Origin of the sequence: Caballeronia sp. BCC1704 (assembly GCF_902833455.1) — a bacterium.
Taxonomy (GTDB): domain Bacteria; phylum Pseudomonadota; class Gammaproteobacteria; order Burkholderiales; family Burkholderiaceae; genus Caballeronia.
Map to the genome: position 1 here is coordinate 363,666 of NZ_CADFFT010000001.1, position 20,462 is coordinate 384,127.

Annotated in this window: 18 protein-coding genes and 1 tRNA gene; 12 read left to right on the forward strand and 7 right to left on the reverse strand. The window is 62.4% G+C overall.

Annotation, left to right across the window (positions count from 1 at the left end; genetic code table 11):
- The first annotated feature begins 267 nt into the window (after nt 1–267).
- Together HWX53_RS01690 and HWX53_RS01695 are read left to right on the forward strand one after the other, a co-directional pair.
- The gene (locus HWX53_RS01690) at nt 268–684 is read left to right on the forward strand and encodes a transcriptional regulator (protein WP_175938858.1); all 417 of its coding nucleotides are present in this window, start codon (nt 268–270) and stop codon (nt 682–684) included.
- A 181-nt stretch (nt 685–865) separates the two neighbouring features.
- Nucleotides 866–1,360, forward strand: a complete 495-nt coding sequence (locus tag HWX53_RS01695; RefSeq protein ID WP_175938860.1) for a hypothetical protein — start codon at nt 866–868, stop codon at nt 1,358–1,360.
- Between the two features lie 93 nt (nt 1,361–1,453).
- Here HWX53_RS01695 and yidC read toward each other — a convergent pair whose 3' ends face one another.
- From yidC to rpmH, 4 genes are all read right to left on the reverse strand, one after another.
- Nucleotides 1,454–3,121 carry a membrane protein insertase YidC gene (yidC, locus tag HWX53_RS01700; protein ID WP_175938862.1) on the reverse strand — a complete coding sequence of 556 codons (1,668 nt, stop codon included), beginning with the start codon at nt 3,119–3,121 and terminating at the stop codon, nt 1,454–1,456.
- An 8-nt stretch (nt 3,122–3,129) separates the two neighbouring features.
- Entirely contained in the window at nt 3,130–3,459 is a 330-nt protein-coding gene (gene yidD, locus HWX53_RS01705; RefSeq protein ID WP_175938864.1) for a membrane protein insertion efficiency factor YidD, read from the reverse strand.
- Nucleotides 3,460–3,516: 57 nt separating this feature from the next.
- Nucleotides 3,517–3,993, reverse strand: coding sequence for a ribonuclease P protein component (rnpA, locus tag HWX53_RS01710; RefSeq protein ID WP_175940563.1), 477 nt, complete (start codon nt 3,991–3,993; stop codon nt 3,517–3,519).
- A 91-nt stretch (nt 3,994–4,084) separates the two neighbouring features.
- Complete coding sequence (rpmH, locus tag HWX53_RS01715) at nt 4,085–4,219, reverse strand: 50S ribosomal protein L34 (protein WP_004198824.1); 135 nt, start codon at nt 4,217–4,219, stop codon at nt 4,085–4,087.
- A 425-nt stretch (nt 4,220–4,644) separates the two neighbouring features.
- On the opposite strand from rpmH, the gene dnaA reads away from it, so the two are divergent.
- From dnaA to dbpA, 6 genes are all read left to right on the forward strand, one after another.
- Nucleotides 4,645–6,213, forward strand: a complete 1,569-nt coding sequence (gene dnaA / locus HWX53_RS01720) for a chromosomal replication initiator protein DnaA (protein ID WP_175938866.1) — start codon at nt 4,645–4,647, stop codon at nt 6,211–6,213.
- Nucleotides 6,214–6,488: 275 nt separating this feature from the next.
- Nucleotides 6,489–7,592 carry a DNA polymerase III subunit beta gene (dnaN, locus tag HWX53_RS01725; protein ID WP_175938868.1) on the forward strand — a complete coding sequence of 368 codons (1,104 nt, stop codon included), beginning with the start codon at nt 6,489–6,491 and terminating at the stop codon, nt 7,590–7,592.
- Nucleotides 7,593–7,726: 134 nt separating this feature from the next.
- A complete protein-coding gene (gene gyrB, locus HWX53_RS01730) occupies nt 7,727–10,198 on the forward strand; it encodes a DNA topoisomerase (ATP-hydrolyzing) subunit B (RefSeq protein WP_175938870.1) in 2,472 nt (823 codons plus the stop codon).
- Nucleotides 10,199–10,242: 44 nt separating this feature from the next.
- Nucleotides 10,243–11,139 carry a phosphorothioated DNA-binding restriction endonuclease gene (locus tag HWX53_RS01735; protein ID WP_175938872.1) on the forward strand — a complete coding sequence of 299 codons (897 nt, stop codon included), beginning with the start codon at nt 10,243–10,245 and terminating at the stop codon, nt 11,137–11,139.
- Between the two features lie 100 nt (nt 11,140–11,239).
- Nucleotides 11,240–11,434 carry a hypothetical protein gene (locus HWX53_RS27530; protein WP_241269813.1) on the forward strand — a complete coding sequence of 65 codons (195 nt, stop codon included), beginning with the start codon at nt 11,240–11,242 and terminating at the stop codon, nt 11,432–11,434.
- Nucleotides 11,435–11,438: 4 nt separating this feature from the next.
- Nucleotides 11,439–12,821: an ATP-dependent RNA helicase DbpA gene (gene dbpA / locus HWX53_RS01740; protein WP_175938874.1), complete on the forward strand. Its 1,383-nt coding sequence runs from the start codon at nt 11,439–11,441 to the stop codon at nt 12,819–12,821.
- A gap of 15 nt (nt 12,822–12,836) precedes the next feature.
- Here the strand turns inward: dbpA and HWX53_RS01745 are convergent, their stop codons facing one another.
- On the reverse strand, nt 12,837–14,198 hold the full coding sequence (locus HWX53_RS01745; RefSeq protein ID WP_175940564.1) for an MFS transporter: 1,362 nt from the start codon (nt 14,196–14,198) through the stop codon (nt 12,837–12,839).
- Between the two features lie 167 nt (nt 14,199–14,365).
- Between HWX53_RS01745 and HWX53_RS01750 the strand changes: the two genes are divergently transcribed.
- Nucleotides 14,366–14,752 carry a DUF488 family protein gene (locus HWX53_RS01750; RefSeq protein ID WP_175938875.1) on the forward strand — a complete coding sequence of 129 codons (387 nt, stop codon included), beginning with the start codon at nt 14,366–14,368 and terminating at the stop codon, nt 14,750–14,752.
- A 39-nt stretch (nt 14,753–14,791) separates the two neighbouring features.
- Here the strand turns inward: HWX53_RS01750 and HWX53_RS01755 are convergent, their stop codons facing one another.
- A complete protein-coding gene (locus tag HWX53_RS01755; RefSeq protein WP_175940565.1) occupies nt 14,792–15,136 on the reverse strand; it encodes a GNA1162 family protein in 345 nt (114 codons plus the stop codon).
- 333 nt (nt 15,137–15,469) lie between these two features.
- Here HWX53_RS01755 and HWX53_RS01760 point away from each other — a divergent pair, with 333 nt between their 5' ends.
- Nucleotides 15,470–18,184: a glycosyl hydrolase 108 family protein gene (locus HWX53_RS01760; protein WP_175938877.1), complete on the forward strand. Its 2,715-nt coding sequence runs from the start codon at nt 15,470–15,472 to the stop codon at nt 18,182–18,184.
- Nucleotides 18,185–18,919: 735 nt separating this feature from the next.
- On the opposite strand, the gene HWX53_RS01765 is transcribed toward HWX53_RS01760, so the two are convergent.
- Nucleotides 18,920–18,995, reverse strand: a tRNA-Lys gene (locus HWX53_RS01765).
- Between the two features lie 169 nt (nt 18,996–19,164).
- Between HWX53_RS01765 and HWX53_RS01770 the strand changes: the two genes are divergently transcribed.
- Together HWX53_RS01770 and HWX53_RS01775 are read left to right on the forward strand one after the other, a co-directional pair.
- On the forward strand, nt 19,165–19,578 hold the full coding sequence (locus HWX53_RS01770; RefSeq protein ID WP_175938879.1) for a PaaI family thioesterase: 414 nt from the start codon (nt 19,165–19,167) through the stop codon (nt 19,576–19,578).
- A gap of 3 nt (nt 19,579–19,581) precedes the next feature.
- A complete protein-coding gene (locus HWX53_RS01775; protein WP_175938881.1) occupies nt 19,582–20,451 on the forward strand; it encodes a patatin-like phospholipase family protein in 870 nt (289 codons plus the stop codon).
- The last annotated feature ends 11 nt before the right edge of the window (nt 20,452–20,462 follow it).

A 20,462-nucleotide genomic window follows, 5' to 3' on the forward strand; every position in this document is an offset into this window, starting at 1 on the left:
CGGCATTGTATCGCGGGGATATTGATCCGATCAGCTAGGACAATTCTTGCATTATCTTAAAAAAGATACGATTCCGGTTCGCGCTGTGCAGCAGCGTATTGATTGACTAGCGGGCTAACGCGCGTCTCGCATGGCCATCCAGCTGTCGCACGGCTGACATCAGGCAAGCATTCGGTCGCGCAGACAGGATAAACGACGTCTGATACGCGCCAGATCTAGCGCAGTTGGTTGACGTATGGGCAGCGATTGCCTTGCACAATTGAACGCATGCCAACACAGCAAGAGAAGGCCGATTTCTCAGAACGGCTCAAATTTTCCATGGCCCGGTCGCCCGAGAAGATGCGAGGCGCGACCGATCTCGCGAACAAATTCAATCTGCGGTACCAGGGCGAGCCGGTGTCGCCCCAAACCGCGCACAAGTGGCTCACCGGGCGCTCGATCCCCACGAGCGACAAGCTTCAGACACTGGCTGAATGGCTGAAAGTGGATCTCCACTGGCTGCATTACGGCCCGCCGCCGAGCGGCGGCGCGCAGACTGCGCCGAAGCCGCTCGCGCGCGACGAAAAGTATCCGGCGTCCGAGGACACGTTGGAGCTTGCGTCGAAGATCGAGGCGCTGTCGCCGCATCATCGGTATCTGCTGGAGGAGCTTATCGACCAGTTTTATGGGGCGATGAAGCGGTAGCGGCGTCCGCTGCGACGAAATATTCCAATTCTGATCCGCGAGATTTATCTTGCGCCGTTTATGGCGGGAAGGCTTGCGGCGCAAGGGGCTCGGCTCGGTCCAGCTGCGGATACAAATTCGAATTCGAGATCGCAAATTCGAGTTTGGAGACGCGGACCGGAATGTCCACGACACTACCTGCATGGCGACCAATCGTACAAAACAGGACTTCGCGCGCGGCTTACGGCTGCTGGTCGCAGACGTGGCCGACACCATCCAGCGTGACGTTCCCTATTTCAAGCAAAAGCTCTTCCGCGTCGGACATCCGGACGACCTCGTTCACGCACTCGCGCATGCGGACCCGGACGCGAGCGTAACGGCTACGACCGTGAAAAACTGGTTCGATGCGAAGACGATGCCGCGGGGAAAGAATCGGACGTCGTTGGCCATGCTCCTCGGCCACCGGGGAACGATGCTGTTGGACGGTGAGGACATCACGCCATATGTCTCAACCCGGCTGGAGGCGGCTGAAACCGTACCGGCGTTTCAAGGCTATGAGCACGAGGACGCTTTTCGTCGCGATATTCGGGAGGCAACAGCCGCCGCGTACCTAGTTCTGGCTAAGCTGAACCGGCTAGATGAACGACTCGGCGACCATCTGTCCGGGAGCGCATCGCAACCAAAGAAGAAGCCGTGAAAGAAGCGGAGCGGTAGCCGACCTTCGACAGCGCCAAACAAAAACGCCCGGCAAAGCCGGGCGTTTTCCCATCCAAACCAGCAGCCAAAAACCTCAAGCCACCTTCTTCTTACGCTGTCCCATCATCCGCGTGATGTAGTACTGCTGCGCGATCGACAGCACGTTGTTCACCACGTAATACAGCACGAGACCCGCCGGGAAGAAGAAGAACATGACCGAGAACGCGATCGGCATGAACATCATCATCTTGGCTTGCACGGGGTCCGGCGGCGTCGGGTTCAGCTTCGTTTGAAGGAACATGGACACGGCCATCAGCACCGGCAGGATGAAATACGGGTCTTGCTGCGACAGATCATGAATCCAGCCGATCCACGGCGCGCCGCGCATTTCCACCGACGACAGCAGCACCCAGTACAGCGAGATGAACACCGGAATCTGGATCACCACGGGCAGACAGCCGCCGAACGGATTCACCTTCTCGGTCTTGTACAGCTCCATCAACTGCGCGTTCATCTTCTGCGGATCGCTCTTGAAGCGCTCGCGAATCTGCTGCATGCGCGGCGTGATCTCCTTCATGCGCGCCATCGACTTGTAGCTCGCCGCCGACAGCGGGAAGAACACGGCCTTGATCAGCAGCGTCAGCAGCACGATCGCCCAGCCCCAGTTGCCGACGAAACCGTGGATCTTTTCGAGCAGCCAGAAAAGCGGCTTGGCGATGATCGTCACCATGCCGTAGTCCTTCACCAGCTCCAGACCCGGCGCGATGCCCTCGAGCATGCGCTCTTCTTCCGGCCCGGCGAAAAGACGCGCATCGACCGTCACGCTTTGTCCCGGCGCGATGGTCTGCACCGGCTGCTGCACGCCAACGCGGTACAGGTTCGGGTCGATCTTCTGGACGTAGATATCGCGCTGCGCGCCTTCCTTCGGAATCCACGCGGACGCGAAGTAGTGCTGCACCATCGCGATCCAGCCGTTGTTCGCGGACGGCTCGAACGTGGCCTTGTTCTTGTCGATGTCGCTGAAATCGATCTTCTGGAAGTGCTTCTGATCGGTATAGACAGCCGGCCCGATGAACGTGTGCGAGAAGCGCGGCGTCTCGACCGGCGTGTTGTCGCGCACGAGTTCCATGTAGAGCTTCGGCGTGACCGGCGCATTGCCGACGTTCTCGATCTTCGTATCGACGTTGATCACGTAGCTGCCGCGCGTGAACGTGTACGTCTTCACGACCTTCACGCCGCCCTTCACCGGCGATTCGAACGCGAGCGTCAGCGTTTTCGCGTCGCCCGACAGCGACGTCTGGCCCGGCACCGCCGTGAAGACGTCGTTGTGATTCGGGAAGTCGCCGCCGAGCAGACCGGTGCGCGCGAGATACGTGTGGTTCGCGGTGTGATCGAAGAGCGTGATGTAGAGGTCGGGCTGCTTGCCGTCGCCTTCCTTCAGCAGCGAGAGCTTCGAGAGCGTGCCGCCGCGCGTGTCAATCTCACCGGAATACACGTCCGTCGTGAACTTGACGAGCTGCGAAGCCGCCGTGGCGGGCGGCGTCGAGGTGCCCGGCGCCGCGCCTGCCGGCGCGTTCGTCAGTTCGGAAGGCTGCGCGCCCGGCGTGGCCGAGCCCGGTGCCGGATTGCTGGCGGTCTTGGCCGGCTGCGTCGCGCTCGGGAAGAACATCGACGGGCGCCCATGGTCGCGCTGCCAGTTGTCGAACAGCATGACAACTGACACGAAGAAGATGACCCATAGGACGGTGCGTTTGATATCCATGCGTTGTCTCAGTGTCGATCGGTAAGCGCTTTTGCGCCGTTTAGTGGTGAATGCTTTTCTTGGGCGGAACCTGCAGCCGGGCTATCCGCCTGATTGGAAGCGGATGGAGAACCGGAGCCACGGGACGGTGTCGGCACGAGATCGACGCCGCCCGCCGAAAAGGGATGGCAGCGGCAGAGCCGTTTTGCGGCGAGATACGTGCCATGCGCGGCGCCATGATACTGGATTGCCTCGCGCGCGTAGTCGGAACAGGAAGGGTAAAAGCGGCACCGGTTGCCGAGCAGGGGACTGATCGCAACCTTGTAGAAGCGCAACAACGCGATGAGTGCCGTTTGCATAAGCTTCGCGCTGCGCGCCCGGTTTGCGGTGAGAGGCAAACCGACGCGGCCCGCGCTTCATGACCCGGAAGGGCCGGATGAATCGTCGACGGCGGGCGCAGATGGCGGCGCCGCCACGGGTTCGGCCGCGCGGCGCGCTGCTTCGCGCACGGCACGGTCGAAAAGTACTTCCAGCTCGCCGCGGCACAGCGCGCCGAGCGGCGGCGAACTGGCGCTCGGCATCGCCTTGCGGTCGATTTTTGCGTGCAGCCGCACGAGGATGTCGAATCCGCGCAACTCTTCGCGACGCAGCCGGAACGCTTCGCGCGCAAGCCGCTTGATCAGATTGCGCGTGACGGCGCGCGGCGCCTGCTTTTTACCGATGACGAGCCCGAGCCGCGCTTCGTTGCCCGTGGGCTTGCCGTACAGAACGAAGTGTGGCGAACGCCGCCAGGGGCGCAAACGAAAAACGGATGAGAACTCATCCGTTTTCAGCAGCCTTGCGGCCTTGGGGAACGCGGCCGACGCCGGCAACTCGACGATGTCCTGTTTCAAGACTTCTGTGCGGCGCTCGGCAAGCGGCTCGCCACCTTCCGATGCATCCGTCTCCGAACGCGACGCGGCTGCGAGCAGCACCGTGCCTGTCTTAGATGGCCAGGCGCTTGCGGCCCTTCGCGCGGCGAGCGTTGATGACCTTGCGGCCGCCAGCGGTCTTCATGCGAACGCGGAAGCCATGGGTGCGCTTGCGGCGCGTCACGGAAGGTTGGTAAGTACGTTTCATGGTGCTCTCACTTGAGTTGAATGACCGCGCGGGCTTGGCTCCAGTGTGGTCACTGCAAGCACGATGGCCGGAGGTTCAGGAATTCTGTTTTCGCGGAACCCGCTATTTAAACCGTTTTCCTATTGACCGTCAATAGTTTAGCGCCCATCGACGGTGCAACCCGCGTGTTTCGCCCTCTTTCGGCGCGGTGATTTGACCCTGTGGATAACTCGCGCGCCGCGAGGGTTTGGCGTTAGAATCTCGCCTTACTCGCAAATATCCGCCCGCTGCTTCGGCCCGCCGTTCGCCTGCAAACCCTTGCGGCGTAAGCCTCCGGAGCATGCCTGCTTGGCCGTGCCGGGACTTGCCGAACCATCCGACGTAAGTGGACGCATTCGGCAAGCATGGCCGCAGGTGGCGCGCAGCAACCATAACGACCGCACTCGATGAACGATTTCTGGGAACACTGTTCCGCACTGCTGGAGCGCGAGCTCACGCCTCAGCAGTACGTCACGTGGATCAAGCCGCTGACCCCGGTCGACTTCGATGCCGACGCGAGCACGCTGCGCATCGCCGCGCCGAACCGCTTCAAGCTCGACTGGGTGAAGAGCCAGTTTTCCGGACGCATCGCGGACGTGGCGCGCGAGTTCTTCAGCGCGCCCATCGACGTGCAATTCGTTCTCGATCCGAAAGCGACCGCTCGCAGCGCCGTCGGCGGCGCGCCGAACGCCGCGCCGCGCGTGAGTGTCACGCCGCCGCGGCCGCCTGCGCCGGCGGCGGCGCCCGCCGCGCCTTCGGTGGTGGCGCACGCGAACGCGACGGCGCACGTCAACGCGCTTGCCGCCGAAGCCGCGCAGCAGGCGCAGGCCACGCACGAAGAACAGGTCGACCTCGATCTCCCGAGCCTCGACGCGAACGAAGCCGCCGCTGGCCGGCGCACGTGGCGGCCGGGCGGCGCGCCGTCGGCGGGCGGTGAAACCGATTCCGCCTACGAACGTTCGAAGCTCAATCCGGTGCTCACGTTCGACAACTTCGTGACCGGCAAGGCGAACCAGCTTGCCCGCGCGGCGGCCATTCAGGTCGCGGACAACCCGGGCATCTCGTACAACCCGCTCTTTCTGTATGGCGGCGTGGGCCTCGGCAAGACACACCTGATCCACGCCATCGGCAATCAACTGCTGATGGACAAGGCCGGCGCGCGCATCCGCTACATTCATGCGGAGCAGTACGTGTCCGACGTGGTGAAGGCGTACCAGCGCAAGGCGTTCGACGACTTCAAGCGCTACTACCACTCGCTCGACCTGCTGCTGATCGACGATATCCAGTTCTTCTCGGGCAAGTCGCGCACGCAGGAAGAATTCTTCTATGCGTTCGAGGCGCTCGTCGCCAACAAGGCGCAGGTCATCATCACGAGCGACACGTATCCGAAGGAAATCTCCGGTATCGACGATCGCCTGATCTCGCGCTTCGACTCCGGTTTGACGGTCGCCATCGAGCCGCCGGAACTCGAGATGCGCGTCGCCATCCTGATGCGCAAGGCGATTTCCGAAGGCGTGAGCCTGTCGGAAGATGTGGCGTTCTTCGTCGCCAAGCATTTGCGCTCGAACGTGCGCGAACTGGAAGGCGCTCTGCGCAAGATTCTCGCGTACTCGAAGTTTCACGGCCGCGACATCACCATCGAGCTGACCAAAGAGGCGCTCAAAGACCTGCTGACGGTGCAGAACCGGCAGATCTCGGTCGAGAACATCCAGAAGACGGTCGCGGATTTCTACAACATCAAGGTCGCCGACATGTACTCGAAAAAGCGGCCGGCCAATATCGCGCGTCCGCGTCAGATTGCCATGTATCTGGCGAAGGAACTGACGCAGAAAAGCCTGCCCGAAATCGGCGAACTATTCGGCGGCCGCGACCACACGACCGTGCTGCACGCGGTGCGCAAGATCGCCGCCGAGCGCGGCAACGACGCGCAGCTGAACCACGAACTGCACGTGCTGGAACAGACGCTGAAGGGCTGACGAGAGCCGCCGGGCGGCGCGCGGCGGCAGGCGTCGATTGTTGCGCGCGCAAGCCTGTTTATTGGCGAAAACGCCCCCAATTTCTAGGGAGCCGTGCTGTTTTCAGGCACAATACAGGTTTGCCGTCCGCTGGCCTGGACGGTTCTGAAGCGCAAGCTTTCGCGAGTGACCGGCGGGGGGCCGGCAACGCGTGTTACGAGGTTGTCCGGCGGGCGAACAGTGGCGCTACGGTGGCGAACCGCCCGGACAGGCCGTCACATCAATGAAGGAACTCTATGCAACTGGTCAAGACCGAACGAGATAATCTTCTAAGGCCGCTGCAAACCGTGAGCGGTATCGTAGAACGCCGCCATACGTTGCCGATCCTCGCCAATCTGCTCATCACCAAGAACGGCGCGGACGTGTCGTTCCTTTCGACGGACCTCGAACTTCAGATCACCACGCGCGCCGATTTCGGCGTCGGCGGCGATCAGGTCGCCACCACCGTCGCCGCGCGCAAGCTGCTCGACATCCTGCGCGCCATGCCCGTCGGCGAAGTCGCGCTCGACCTCTCCGACAAGCGCCTCACCGTGCGCTCGGGCAAGAGCCGCTTCAACTTGCAGACGCTCGCCGCAGACGAGTTCCCCACGGTCAACCAGGCTACTGACTTCGGCGCGAGCCTGTCGGTTCCCCAAAAGACGTTCCGCCAGCTGCTCGGCATGGTGTATTTCGCGATGGCCCAGCAGGACATCCGCTATTACCTGAACGGCATGCTGCTGGTGGTGGACGGCGACCAGCTGATGGCGGTCGCCACGGACGGCCACCGCCTCGCGTTCTCGTCCATGAAGATCGAAGGCGCGTTCCCGCGTCAGGAAGTCATCATTCCGCGCAAGACCATTCTCGAATTGCAGCGCTTGCTGGAAGACATCGACGACACGCTGAAAATCGACATCGTCGCGACGCAGGTGAAGTTCACCTTTGGTCAGGTGGAACTGGTGTCGAAGCTCGTCGAAGGCAAGTTCCCCGACTTCCAGCGCGTGATTCCGAAGTCGCACAAGAACACGTTCGAGATCGGCCGCGAAGAGTTGCAGCGTTCGCTCCAGCGCGCGGCCATTCTGACTTCGGACAAGTTCAAGGGCGTGCGCTGCCTCGTCGAACCGGGCCAGCTCAAGATCATGTCCACGAACGCGGACCAGGAAGAGGCGCAAGAAGAACTCGAAATCGCGTATCAGGGCGATACCGTCGATATCGGATTCAACGTCACGTATCTGCTCGACGTGCTCGCGAATCTGAAGGTCGACACGCTCCAGGTGGCGCTCGGCGACGCGAATTCCAGCGCGCTGATCACCATTCCGGAGAACGAGGAATTCAAATACGTGGTGATGCCGATGCGCATCTGACGCGTACGACACCGATCACACTCCAAGGGGCGGCGCGCCCCTTTGGCGTTTTTAAGGTGTTTTGAAAAGTTCGAGCATTTACGAGCAGTTATCGAAGTAGTGTCGAAGCAGTGACGCAGAACCGGAAGAAATCCATGACTGAAAACACACATTCGCAACCCGACAACAGCTACGGCGCATCCTCCATTCAGATCCTCGAAGGGCTGGAGGCGGTGCGCAAGCGTCCGGGCATGTATATCGGCGATACGTCGGATGGCACCGGTCTGCATCACCTCGTGTTCGAAGTGCTGGACAACTCCATCGACGAGGCGCTGGCCGGCTACTGCGACGACATCCACGTGACGATTCACGCGGACAACTCCATCTCCGTGACGGACAACGGCCGCGGCGTGCCCACGGGCCTGAAGCGCGACGACAAGCACGACCCGAAGCGCAGCGCCGCCGAGATCGTGATGACGGAACTGCACGCGGGCGGCAAGTTCGACCAGAACAGCTACAAGGTGTCGGGCGGCCTGCATGGCGTGGGCGTCTCGTGCGTGAACGCGCTGTCCGAATGGCTGCGCCTCACCGTGCGCCGCGACGGCAAGAAGCACTTCATGGAATTCGCGCGCGGCGTCGTGCAGAACCGCGAGATCGTCGAGGAAGACGGCGTGCAGTATTCGCCGATGCCCGTCGTCGGCGACACCGAAAAGCGCGGCACGGAAGTTCACTTCCTCGCGGACGCGACGATTTTCGGCAACGTCGAATTCCACTACGACATTCTCGCCAAGCGCATGCGCGAACTGTCCTTCCTGAACAACGGCGTACGCATCCGGCTCACGGACCTGCGCACCGGCAAGGAAGACGACTTTGCGTTCGCGGGCGGCGTCAAGGGCTTCGTCGAATACATCAACAAGCAGAAGCAGGTGCTGCATCCGACCGTGTTCCACGCGACCGGCGAGCGCGAGAACGTGACCGTCGAAGTGGCCATGCAGTGGAACGACAGCTTCAATGAAAGCGTGCTCTGCTTCACGAACAACATTCCGCAGCGCGACGGCGGCACGCACCTGACCGGCCTGCGCGCGGCGATGACGCGCGTCATCAACAAGTACATCACGGACAACGACATCGCGAAGAAGGCGAAGGTGGAAACCACCGGCGACGACATGCGCGAAGGCTTGTCCTGCGTGCTCTCGGTGAAGGTGCCCGAGCCGAAGTTCAGCTCGCAGACGAAGGACAAGCTGGTGTCGTCGGAAGTGCGGGCGCCGGTCGAAGAAATCGTCGCGAAGGCGCTGGAAGACTACCTGCAGGAAACGCCGAACGACGCGAAGATCATCACGAGCAAGATCGTCGATGCCGCGCGTGCGCGCGATGCGGCCCGCAAGGCGCGCGAGATGACGCGGCGCAAGGGCGTGCTCGACGGCATCGGCCTGCCGGGCAAGCTCGCGGACTGCCAGGAGAAGGACCCGGCGAAGTCGGAGATCTATATCGTCGAGGGCGACTCGGCGGGTGGATCGGCGAAGCAGGGACGCGACCGCAAGTTCCAGGCGATTCTTCCGCTGCGCGGCAAGGTGCTGAACGTGGAGAAGGCGCGCTTCGACAAGCTGATCTCGTCGGAGCAGATCGTGACGCTCGTGACGGCGCTTGGCTGCGGCATCGGCAAGGACGATTACAACCTCGACAAGCTGCGCTATCACCGCATCATCATCATGACGGATGCGGACGTGGACGGCGCGCACATCCGCACGCTCTTGCTGACGTTCTTCTACCGGCAGATGCCGGAGATCGTCGAGCGCGGGTATATCTATATCGCGCAGCCGCCGCTTTACAAGATCAAGGCGGGCAAGGACGAGCGGTATATGAAGGACGCGCACGAGCTCAACCAGCACATGCTGAAGCTCGCGCTACAGGGTTCCGAACTGATTCCGAGCGAAGGCGCGGACCCGATCTCGGGCGATGCGCTCGGCGAACTGGCGCGTGCGTATCTGCTGGCGCAGGCGGTGGTGGATCGCATCAGCCGCATCTACGACGCGGCCGCGCTGGAAGCCGTGATGGATGGCGTCGTGATCGATCTGTCGACGGAAGAAGCGGCGGCTGCATCGGCGAAGGCGCTCGAGGCCCGGCTGCGCGCCGATCCGCTGAAGCCGGAAGTCACGGTGGAGCCGGCCTACGATCAGGTGCGCGAAGTACGCTCGCTGCATATCAAGCGGCGCCATCACGGCAACGTGAAGGTTTCCGTGTTCGACGAAGACCTGCAACTGACCGCTGACTATAAGCAACTGGTTTCGACGGCGGATACGTTCAAAGGCTTGATCGGCGGAGGCGCGTTGATCAAGCGCGGCGAGCGGTCGATGGCCGTGTCCGACTTCAAGAGCGCAATGAAGTGGCTGATCGCGGATGCGGAACGCAACGTGTCGAAGCAGCGCTATAAGGGGCTCGGGGAGATGAATCCCGAGCAGCTTTGGGAAACGACGATGGATCCGAACGTGCGGCGGCTGCTGCGCGTGCAGATCGAAGACGCGATCGCGGCGGATGGCATCTTCACCACGCTCATGGGCGATGATGTGGAGCCGCGTCGGGCGTTTATCGAGAGTAATGCGTTGCGGGCGGGGAATATTGATGTTTGAGGGGAATGGGGGCGCTCAAGCCGCCCGCTTGCATTAAGGCAACCATGCAGCGCCGTCACCCGCCCGACATCCTTCAGCGCTTCGAGGCGTTGAAGGTTTGGCAACGCGGTGACGAGCGCGCGCCTCACAAGCCATTACTGGCATTGCTCGCGCTCGGCTTGTACAGCCGCGGAGTCCGCGAGGTGCCGTTCAACCAGTACGAAAGCAAGCTGAACGAACTCCTGCGGGAGTTCGGCCCGTGGCGGCGCACGCTGTATCCGGAGATGCCGTTTCTTCGCCTGCAAAGCGACGACGTGTGGCGCGTCGCGGCGCACGGCTCGGTGGGTGGCCCCGCGTCCAACGCGGCGCTGACGAAGACGCAGTTGCGCAGCATCGACGCAACCGGCCAATTCTCCGATGACGTCCAACGCACCTTCGACAGCGATCCGCAAGCCATCCGCGACGTTGCGCGCATATTACTCGACGCGCATTTTCCCGACAGCATGCACGAGGACATTCTCGCCGCGGTCGGCCTGACGCTTCACGCGCCGCTGACAGCTAGAACGCGTCGCAGTCCAGACTTTCGCGACGACGTACTCAGGGCGTACCAGTACCGCTGCGCGCTGTGCAATCTCGACATGCGCATCAGCAACCGCACAATCGGCCTAGAAGCCGCGCACATTAAATGGTTCCAGTTCGAAGGACCCGACGTCGTCGAAAACGGCATCGCGCTGTGCTGCCTGCATCACAGGCTCTTCGATATCGGCGCTTTCACGCTCGGCGATGAGCGTCGCGTGCTGGTCTCCGAGGAAGCGCACGGCACCGAGCAGTTCGATCACGTCTTGCTGCGGCATCACGGCAGTCGACTCAACGCGCCGGTCAGAGCGGAACATCACCCGTCGAGCCAGTTCGTCGCCTGGCATCGCTCCCAAGTCTTCCGCGGACAACCGCGCCCCCTCTAATCCCCGAAGCCGCCGCCGCAACCCGCGTACACTTCGGCTTCGAGCCAATCCATCACGCGCGGGCCCACCCGCGCGCATCGCAATCAAGAGAACTTCCCCCATGTTCACCTGCCGAAACCAGTCCTGCCAAGCAGAATGGCAGCCCTCGGACGTCGTCATCAAAAACGAAGGCCAAGGTCTGCTGTTCCGCTGCCCGATGTGCGGCGCGCGTAATTACGTGATGCGCCACGAGTCGCCGGAGGGCGCCGTCTCCTACGAACAAGTCAGCGACATCCCGCCGCGAGGCTCGCATTAACGCCATGACCACCGACACTTCCTTCGCGAACCTGCCGCTCGCCCCCGCGATGCAGGCGAACCTGCAACAACTCGGCTACACGTCGATGACGCCGATTCAGGCCGCCAGTCTGCCGCATGCGCTTGCCGGGCACGACCTCATCGCGCAGGCGAAAACCGGCAGCGGCAAGACCGCCGCCTTCACTTTGCCGCTGCTCGCGCGGCTCGATGCGAAGCAGTTCGCCGTGCAGGCGCTCGTGCTCTGTCCGACGCGCGAACTCGCCGATCAGGTCACGCAGGAAATCCGCCGCCTCGCGCGCGCGGAAGAAAACGTGAAGGTGCTGACGCTGTGCGGCGGAACGCCCATGCGTCCGCAGATCGCGAGTCTCGAGCACGGCGCGCATATCGTCGTGGGAACGCCGGGGCGCATCATGGATCATCTGCAGCGCGAAACGCTTTCGCTCGCCGCAGTCCGCACGCTCGTCCTCGATGAAGCCGACCGCATGCTCGACATGGGCTTCTTCGACGATATCGCGTCCGTCGCGCGACAGTGCCCGAAGGACCGGCAGACGCTGCTCTTTTCCGCGACGTATCCCGAAGGCATCGCGAAGCTGAGCCAGCAGTTTCTGCGCAATCCGCGCGAGATCAAGCTCACCGAGCAGCACAGCAATGCCAAGATCAAGCAGCGGTTCTATCAGGTGGAAGATCACGAACGGCTGCATGCGGTCGGGCTGCTGCTGGATCACTATCGTCCGGTGAGCACGCTCGCGTTTTGCAATACCAAGCAGCAGTGCCGCGACTTGCTCGACGTGTTGCGCGCGCAAGGATTCGAGGCGCTCACGTTGCATGGCGAGCTGGAGCAGCGCGAACGCGATCAGGTGCTCGTGCAGTTCGCCAATCGCAGCTGTTCAGTGCTCGTCGCGACCGACGTGGCGGCGCGCGGGCTCGACATCGCGCAACTGGAAGCGGTCATCAACGTCGACGTGACGCCGGACCCGGAAGTGCATGTGCATCGCATCGGCCGCACGGGGCGCGCGGGCGAGGAGGGCTGGGCGCTGTCGCTCGCGAGCATGGATGAAATGGGGCGCGTGGGCGCGATCGAAGAAGCGCAGCGCGCGGAAGTAGAGTGGCATCCGCTGTCGGAATTGACGTCGGCGGAACCGGGGCATCTGAAGCCGCCGATGGCCACGTTGCAGATTCTCGGCGGACGCAAGGACAAGATCCGCCCGGGCGACGTGCTCGGGGCGCTGACCGGCGAAGCGGGTTTCGACGGCGCGCAGATCGGCAAGATCAACGTGATGGATATGGTGACTTATGTGGCGGTAGAGCGCGGCATTGCCGATGACGCCATCCGCAGGCTCGGCGCCGGGAAGCTGAAGGGGCGCAAGGTGAAGGTGCGGCGGATTTGAGCGGCGGGCTCCAACTCACTCCCGCGCCATCCCCGCCGCCGAGCCGGCATCACGCGTCACCAGCCTTAACCCGCTCGCGACGCTTGCCGCCCCCGCGAACCCCGCGCCAAGCGAAAGCGCGAGCGCCGGACCGTGCTTTCCCGCGATGCCGAAGCACAGCGCAACGAGCGCCGCGCCCGTCGCCTGACCGACGAGCCGCGCGGTGGCGACCACGCCGCTCGCACCGCCGCTTCGCTCGCGCGGCGCGCTGGCCATGAACGCCTTCAAGTTCGGCGACTGAAAGAAGCCGAAGCCCGCGCCACAAATCGACATGCGAATGCAGATATCCAGCGCATGCGGATTCGCGGGCAGCGCCGCAAGCGACACCATGCCCGCGCACAGAATGGCGAGCCCGATGCCGCCGAGCAGACCCGGCGCGTAGCGGTCAGACAAGCGCCCCGCGATGGGCGCCATCAACGCGACGAGCACCGACCACGGCGTCATCAGGAAGCCGGTTTCCACCTGCGTGCGGCCGAGGACGGTCTCGAAGTAGAACGGCAGCGACACGAACGCGAGCCCTTGCGCGGCGAACGAGCAGACGGCGGTCATCGTCGAGAGCGCGAACATCGGGCGTCGAAACAGATCGACGGGCAGCATCGGCGCGGGATGGCCGCGCTCGCGTCGAAGCATCAGCGCGCCCGCGACGAGCGCAACGGCCAGCGCCGCGAGCACCGTGTGCGATGGCGCCCGCTGCGCCGCTTCCCCGAGCGCAAAAATCAGCGACGCGAACGTGACGACGTTGAGCGCCGCCGCCACGCGATCGAAGCCGTGCGCGCTGCGCTTCGTCTGCGGCAGCGCGGGCCACGCGATAAAAAGCGCGAGCACGCCGACCGGCAGATTCACCGCGAAGAGCCACGGCCACGTCCCGAGCGACAGCACGATGGACGCCACCGTCGGCCCGACCGCGAACGCAATGCCGACAATCAGCGCGTTCAGTCCCACGCCGCGCCCGAGCCGGTGCAGCGGAAACAGCGCGCTGATGAGTGCCGTATTGACGCTCATGATCGCGCTCGCGCCGAGCCCTTGAAGCAGGCGCGCGGCGACGAGCGTCGGCAGCGACCACGAGAACGCGCATATCGCGGATGCGATCGTGAACACGACAAGGCCGCCCAGATAAACGCGCCGATGCCCGACGATGCCACCGAGCGCCGCGAACGGCAGCAGCGTGGCGACCATCGCGAGCTGATACGCGTTGATGATCCAGACGGAGGCCGCGGGCGTCGAGCCGAGATCGGCGGCGATGGCGGGCAGCGCCGTATTCGCGATGGCGGTATCGAGTGTCGCCAGCGCGACGGCCAGCAGAATGGCGGCCATGCCGCGCCGCTCGCGGGAGGTCATCGGCGCATCGGGGTCGCGGGGGGCGGATTGGGTGGGATCGGCGGGCACGTCGTGTTCCGGAAGTAAGCGGACAAAGAATAATCCGAAACGATACGGGAACGCGACGGATCGCGCTCGAACGCGTCGGCGGCGGTTATGCTGTGACGACCAAAACAGGGAGACGGAGCATGGCCATTCGAATCGTGCGGCTCGGCACACCGCGCAGCGAAAACGAAGGCTTGCGCATCGGCACCGTTCGCCGGCCGCCGCGCGGCGTGCCGAAAGCCGAGTTCGCGAGCCGCAACTTCTATGACGTTTGGTACCCGAATCTGGCGCCATCGGCGGAACGGGTGGCCGAGGCACTGAGCGCGCAGACGGAGAAGGAGTGGAGCGCCTTCGTGCGGAAGTACAAGGCCGAGATGGCGACGCCGGAGGCGAGCAGGTCGCTCGATCTGCTCGCGGCGCTCTCGCATACAACCAATCTGTCGGTCGGGTGCTACTGCGAGAATGAGGCGCGGTGTCACCGGTCGGTGCTGCGAGAGCTTTTGCTGAAGCGCGGCGCGGAGGTGGTCTAGGCGCGACAGACGCCCGTGAGGGCGTCTATGGCAAATGCTTCAGTCGGTGCCGAATTTCGGCGAGCGCGGGCCGTAGAGCAGGCCGGTCTTGTCGCCCGTCGCGAGCAGGCGCTGGCTCGTCAGGCCCGCGACGTCGAACGATTTATCCGTCAGCGAGTGGGTGACCTGTTTGGCGATGCCGCCGACCACCATGCCGATCAGGCTGCCGTTGCCCACGCCGACGTTGTAGCCGACTTCGTTGCCGTTGGCCGTGGCGGAACCTTTCCACAGTTCGTCGCCCGAGCGCAGATCGACGAGCTTCGCGTTCGCCGACACGACCGTCTTGCTGTCGACGACGATGAACTTCGTGCCTAGCTTCTCGCGCGCAGACGACGATGGCGGAATCCCGACGACGGGCTGTCATCGGCGACTGACGTCGAGTAGGACGGGCGTAGACAAGTTGCCGCTTAGTGATTATACGGCTCGCGCTCGGGCCGCCAGCGACCTTGCGCGAGGACAAGAAGTGGCCAAATTTCGGATCGGAAGCAATTGCAGCGCAGGTATGCCGAGGGTAGAAGGCTAGACGAGCGGAAAAACGGTTCCGCATCACGGTCTAGCGTGTGTCGGAAGTCTTCCACGCTGCGGCTGCCCTTCCGTTCGCGCATGCGCTGATAGTCCGAGCAGCGACGCAGCATTCGCGATCGAGTCCACTCTATCCTGACAGCAACACCGAGATTCATGGCTAACCCGCGTCATCCGCACCACCCGACAGCGCCCGCAACACCGACAGCGCCCGCAACACCGACAGCCTCGCGGCTGCCTCAGTGGCAGCCGCTCAACTGGACCTTCCCGTTTGCACCGAAGAGCGGAAATCCAACGGACCCTCAGACCTGGCTCCGCGCGCTGGCGGGTGCGGACGGTGGTTCCTATCCCTTTGGTCGGAACGGCATGTTTCACGGCGGCATCCACTTCGACGCGGCGACTGGCGCCGACCTTAAGCAGGGCGAGGGCGTCAAGGTGATTGCCGATGGCGAGGTGGTGGCCTACCGACTCGATTCAAAGTACGCCGGACTGACCTATCCGACCACGCCCCCGCGATACGCGCTTTATTCGACCGGCTTTGTACTGGTGCGTCACAAGCTTGTTCTCCCCCCCGAGCCGAAGCCAGCAAGCCTGCAAGGAGCCGCTAGCGGCGCGCAGACGCCGCAGAGCATCTCGCCACCTGCCGATGAGGTACTGGAGTTCTACAGTCTCTACATGCACCAGCTTGACTGGGCGGGTTATTTGTCAGCGGAGCACTCGGACAGCGGCAGTGCGCAGCCTGTGCCGTTGGTTCACCGGTTGCCTTTCTGGCAAGGCGACCGGCTTTTCCGAGTGGGTGCGAAAGCAAAGTACAAATTGGCTGGGGCGCCAGCGAATGCGCTGGACGGAACGCGCTCTGCCGGCACGACGCAGACCGGTGTTCGCATCTGCGCTCGCGCATCGGGCGCGGTAATCGGGCTTCTGCCGCGCGGTGCAGAACTAACCATCGTCGGCAATGGGGTAAAAGGTTGGGCACAGATCGCGATAATCACAAAGGGCACGCCGGTTCCTGTCGCGACCGGTGACTCTGCTGTCTCGACAGGCTGGGTAAATCTGGACGAACTCGACGCGGTGATCGAGCCGAAACCGCTAGACACAGTGGTCGTGCTCGAAACACCGTTCAAGGTTCGGGCGGGCGATGTGATCGGTTACCTGGGTGAATACCAGAATTTCTCACAGTCGAGCGTGCTGCCGCCCCAGCCGGTGCGTCCGCTGCTTCACGTCGAGGTCTTTACGGGCGCACAGATCAACGATTTCATTACCAAAAGCCGGGAGCGCGCGAACAAGCTGGGAGACAAGGTGCCGGGCGGAAAGCCTTTGCTGGTGATCTCGCCAGGAGCAAAACTCGTCAAACCCTCCGATGCGCAGCGCAATACTGAACTTGTGGGGCTCACGCTCGCTCTCGCGAAGGGCGATCCGGGCAAGGGCAAGTGGGCGAGGGTACAGCCGACGCGACTTGCTGCAAAGCCCAGTGCGAGCGGTCACGGACATGCTCACCAGCTAGCCGGAAGACCCATAGGCACCCCGGTTTGGGTCGAGCGCAGGTTTGCGGGCAAAGTCGCCAGTGCGACGGTCCAGACCTGGACCGATTTTCCGTTACAGCTTGCCAATGCGCAGGGCCCGGCGGTCGGCTATCAGCAGGTGTTCTCGCGCGCCCAGCTTGACCAGCTTTCCGATAACAGCACGGCCAAGGAAGAAAGCAAGAGCGAGTCGACCGCCGCAGAGTGGTGGCAGATCAATGCCGGCGATAGCGACGGCCAGCCGATCTGCGGCTGGGTGTGCGAAAAGGGGCACACGGAAACTCGATGGCAAAGCCCGTGGGCGTGGCCGGACTTCGATACGGTAGATACGACGGGAATGTCGGTGATCGACCTGTACCGGCGGAACTTGTATGAGACGAAGCAGTTGCTCGACGGCGAGGAACAAGCGTTTGCTCCCATTGCTGCGAGCATCAACGGCACTCCTTTGATCGCGAAGCTGGAAATGGCAGCGAAGGGTGGAGGCAGCGGCAAGGGAAACAGGGTGGTTCCGGCCGACCTGAAGGAGGCATTGACCGTGCCGTGGCTGGCCGACGTTGTCTCGCACCTGATCGTCAGCTACGAGAGCGAGTGGGGCGGCGACACGAGCAAGTGGGAAGCGTTGACTCCGCTGATGGGTGACGACGGCAAGCCTGTCTGGCAGGCCGAACTTGAGCGCATCGAAAAGCTGAAATGGTGGGATAAGGTGAGCGCGATCAATGGTTTTCCCGCCGGCCCGAACGTTTGGCATATTCACCCAATCGGCCTAGTGGCAAATTTTCAGAGCGGCGCATGCGATTGCAAAGCGCGCTTCGAAAAGGTATCAAAAATTGTTTTGTCGAACGAGGGCGGATTCGTTGATGACCCCAATGATTCTGGCGGAGCCACCAATAAGGGCATTGCTTGGGCTACGTGGCAAGCATATGCCAAGGAAGATATTGGCGTCGAGCCAACACTGGCTAATCTCAAAGCGCTTACCGACGATCAAGCGAAGGTTATCTATCTGAAACGCTACTGGGAGCCGCGCGGTTTCTGTGGGTTTGCTAATGAGAAGACCGCCCTGAACATTTACGATTGGACAATAACATCGGGTCAAGCTATCCGCAAAATTCAAGAATTAATGATCTCGGACTATGCGAAATCGATCGAAGTGAACAATAAGATGTCGAGAGCTCTTGTTGAACAGATCAATTCGATCGACGACCAGGAAGAACTGGTGCAGAAAATCGGGGCGACGCGGAAGAAATACTACACGTCGCTGGCTTACGATAATTCAGGGAAGCCAACCAAGAACCACAAATTTTTGGATGGATGGACCAAGAGAGTGGATCGGTGCTTGGATTTCAAGGGGTGATCAGCATGAAGGTTTCAGGAAGCCTATTAGCGGGCTATGTTTTCGTTTTGCTTTGCAATAGTGTATCCGCGTTCGCTCACTCGTTCTCCGGCGAATGGGATTGGAATAGTGCGCCAAGTACGCGAACGTTCTCAGTTCATTTGGAGCAGCGAGGTAATTCAATTCGCGGGCAATATTGTGCGGTAGCCCAGAATGGAAACAGAACAGATTGTGACGACGAAAAAAACCCAAACATTGCGGGAAAAATCAATGCTAACGGGACATCCGCATCGATCAATTTTTCGTCATTCTTTGGAGCAACGAACGGAAAGGCACAGTTGACGATGCGGAACGGCAATTTGATTTGGCATATCACGAAGAGCCCAGACGGAGCGGAATCCTACGCTCCCAAAGATGCCGTCCTTCGGCGACGTTGACAGATTGCTCTCGCACTTCGTCCGTCGCGCACCGAAGCGCCGTTTTCAGTCCGGCGCTCGTGCTCTGGTCGACTCGACCTGCCGCGTGAGGTGTTCGTTCAGTACACAGGAAGCGCTGAAGCCGATGTCCTGCTTCTGCGCGCCGCTCCGCTGGCGTTGAGGTAACGATGGATGAGTGGAGATTTGGGCAAGGTCGTGAAGGTGGCCAAACGTTCCGCGACCGAATCTTCCGAGTCGGGAAGTGCCGGACTCTGCCTGATATCTATCCAGAAAGCGAAAAGCCCAACCGGTAAAGGCTGGGCTTTTTGCATGAATTCTTTGGTGGGGCGTGAGTGACTCGAACACTCGACCTACGGATTAAGAGTCCGCTGCTCTACCAACTGAGCTAACGCCCCAACAGAAGCGAAATTATAGCGGCAGAATTTCGAAAAGCGCAAGCCCCCCGCGCGAAAATTCGACGCCGCAACAAGCCGCCCGCCGAACAGCGCGCGCCACGACAGCCGTTATCATGACGCATCGCCGAACCATCGTTCGATTCGTCAACTCATCACGGAACAGGAAGACATGGACGAAGCCGCCATCCGCGCGTTGCTGGACAGCATTCTCGCGCCGTGGGTCCGCGAACTGTCGCTCGCGCCCGAAGCCATCGGGACCGACTCCGTCACCCTGCGTCTGCCGTACTCGGACCATCTGCGTCACGCGGGAGGCGTTATCTGCGGTCAGGTGTTCATGGCCGCCGCGGATACCGCGATGGTCGTCGCCATATCGCACGTCATGGGCGGTTTCTCGCCGATGACCACCGTCTCGCTCAACACCACGTTCATGCGCCCGGTGAAGTCCGGCGACGTGCTCGTCACGGCGCGCGTGATGCGGCGCGGGCGCAATCTCGTCTTCGGCGAAATCGACATGCACGACGACAAAGGCGAACTCGCCGCTCACGCCACGACGACCTACGCGCTCATCAACAAAGACCAGTAAGCAATGTTCGATCAAGTCGTATTCGCCGGCGGCGGCAACCGCTGCTGGTGGCAAGCCGGATTCTGGAACGTCGTGCAGCCGGAGCTGGACCTGCGGCCGCGGATCATCGCGGGCATCTCGGCAGGCGCGGCCACCGCCTGCATGCTCTACACCAACGACGCGCGCTGGGTCATGCGCTATTACGCGGACGTCCTCCGCGGCAACACGAAGAACGCCTACTGGGGCAATCTGTTGCGGCGCCAGTCCGTGTTTCCGCATTACCGCATCTACCGGCAGGCGCTGCTCGACATCTTCGCGGATCGCTTCCACGAACTGGCATCGGCGCCGGAAATTCGCATCGGCGTGTCGCATCTGCCGCGCTGGCTCGGCGCGCGCAGCGCCGTCGCTGCGGGCCTGATCGCCTATAACATCGAAAAATACGTGCGCAAGACGCTGCATCCGACGCTCGGCCAGGCGCTCGGCTTCCATCCCGAGTTCGTGACGGCGCAGGAATGCCCGACGATCGAAGACCTGGCCGACCTCATTCTGCAATCGTCGAGCACGCCGCCGTTCACGCCGATCCTGCGTCGCAACGGGCGTCCGGTGCTCGACGGCGGCATGGTCGACAACGTGCCTGTCTCCGCGCTCGACGCGTCGCCGGGCATGGTGCTCGTGATGGTCACGCGGCTGTATCCGCGTGAGCGCATGTTCGTCGTGCCGCACGGCGAGCAGCAGCGTCTTTACGTGCAGCCGTCGCGCAAGGTGCCCATATCGAGCTGGGACTATACGAGCCCGTCGCAGATGGAGCATGCTTACGACCTGGGTCGCGCGGACGGCGAAGACTTTCTGAAACGCCTGCCGCGTCTTCTGGAAACCGCGTCGCATCTCGCCTGAGTCTCTATGGA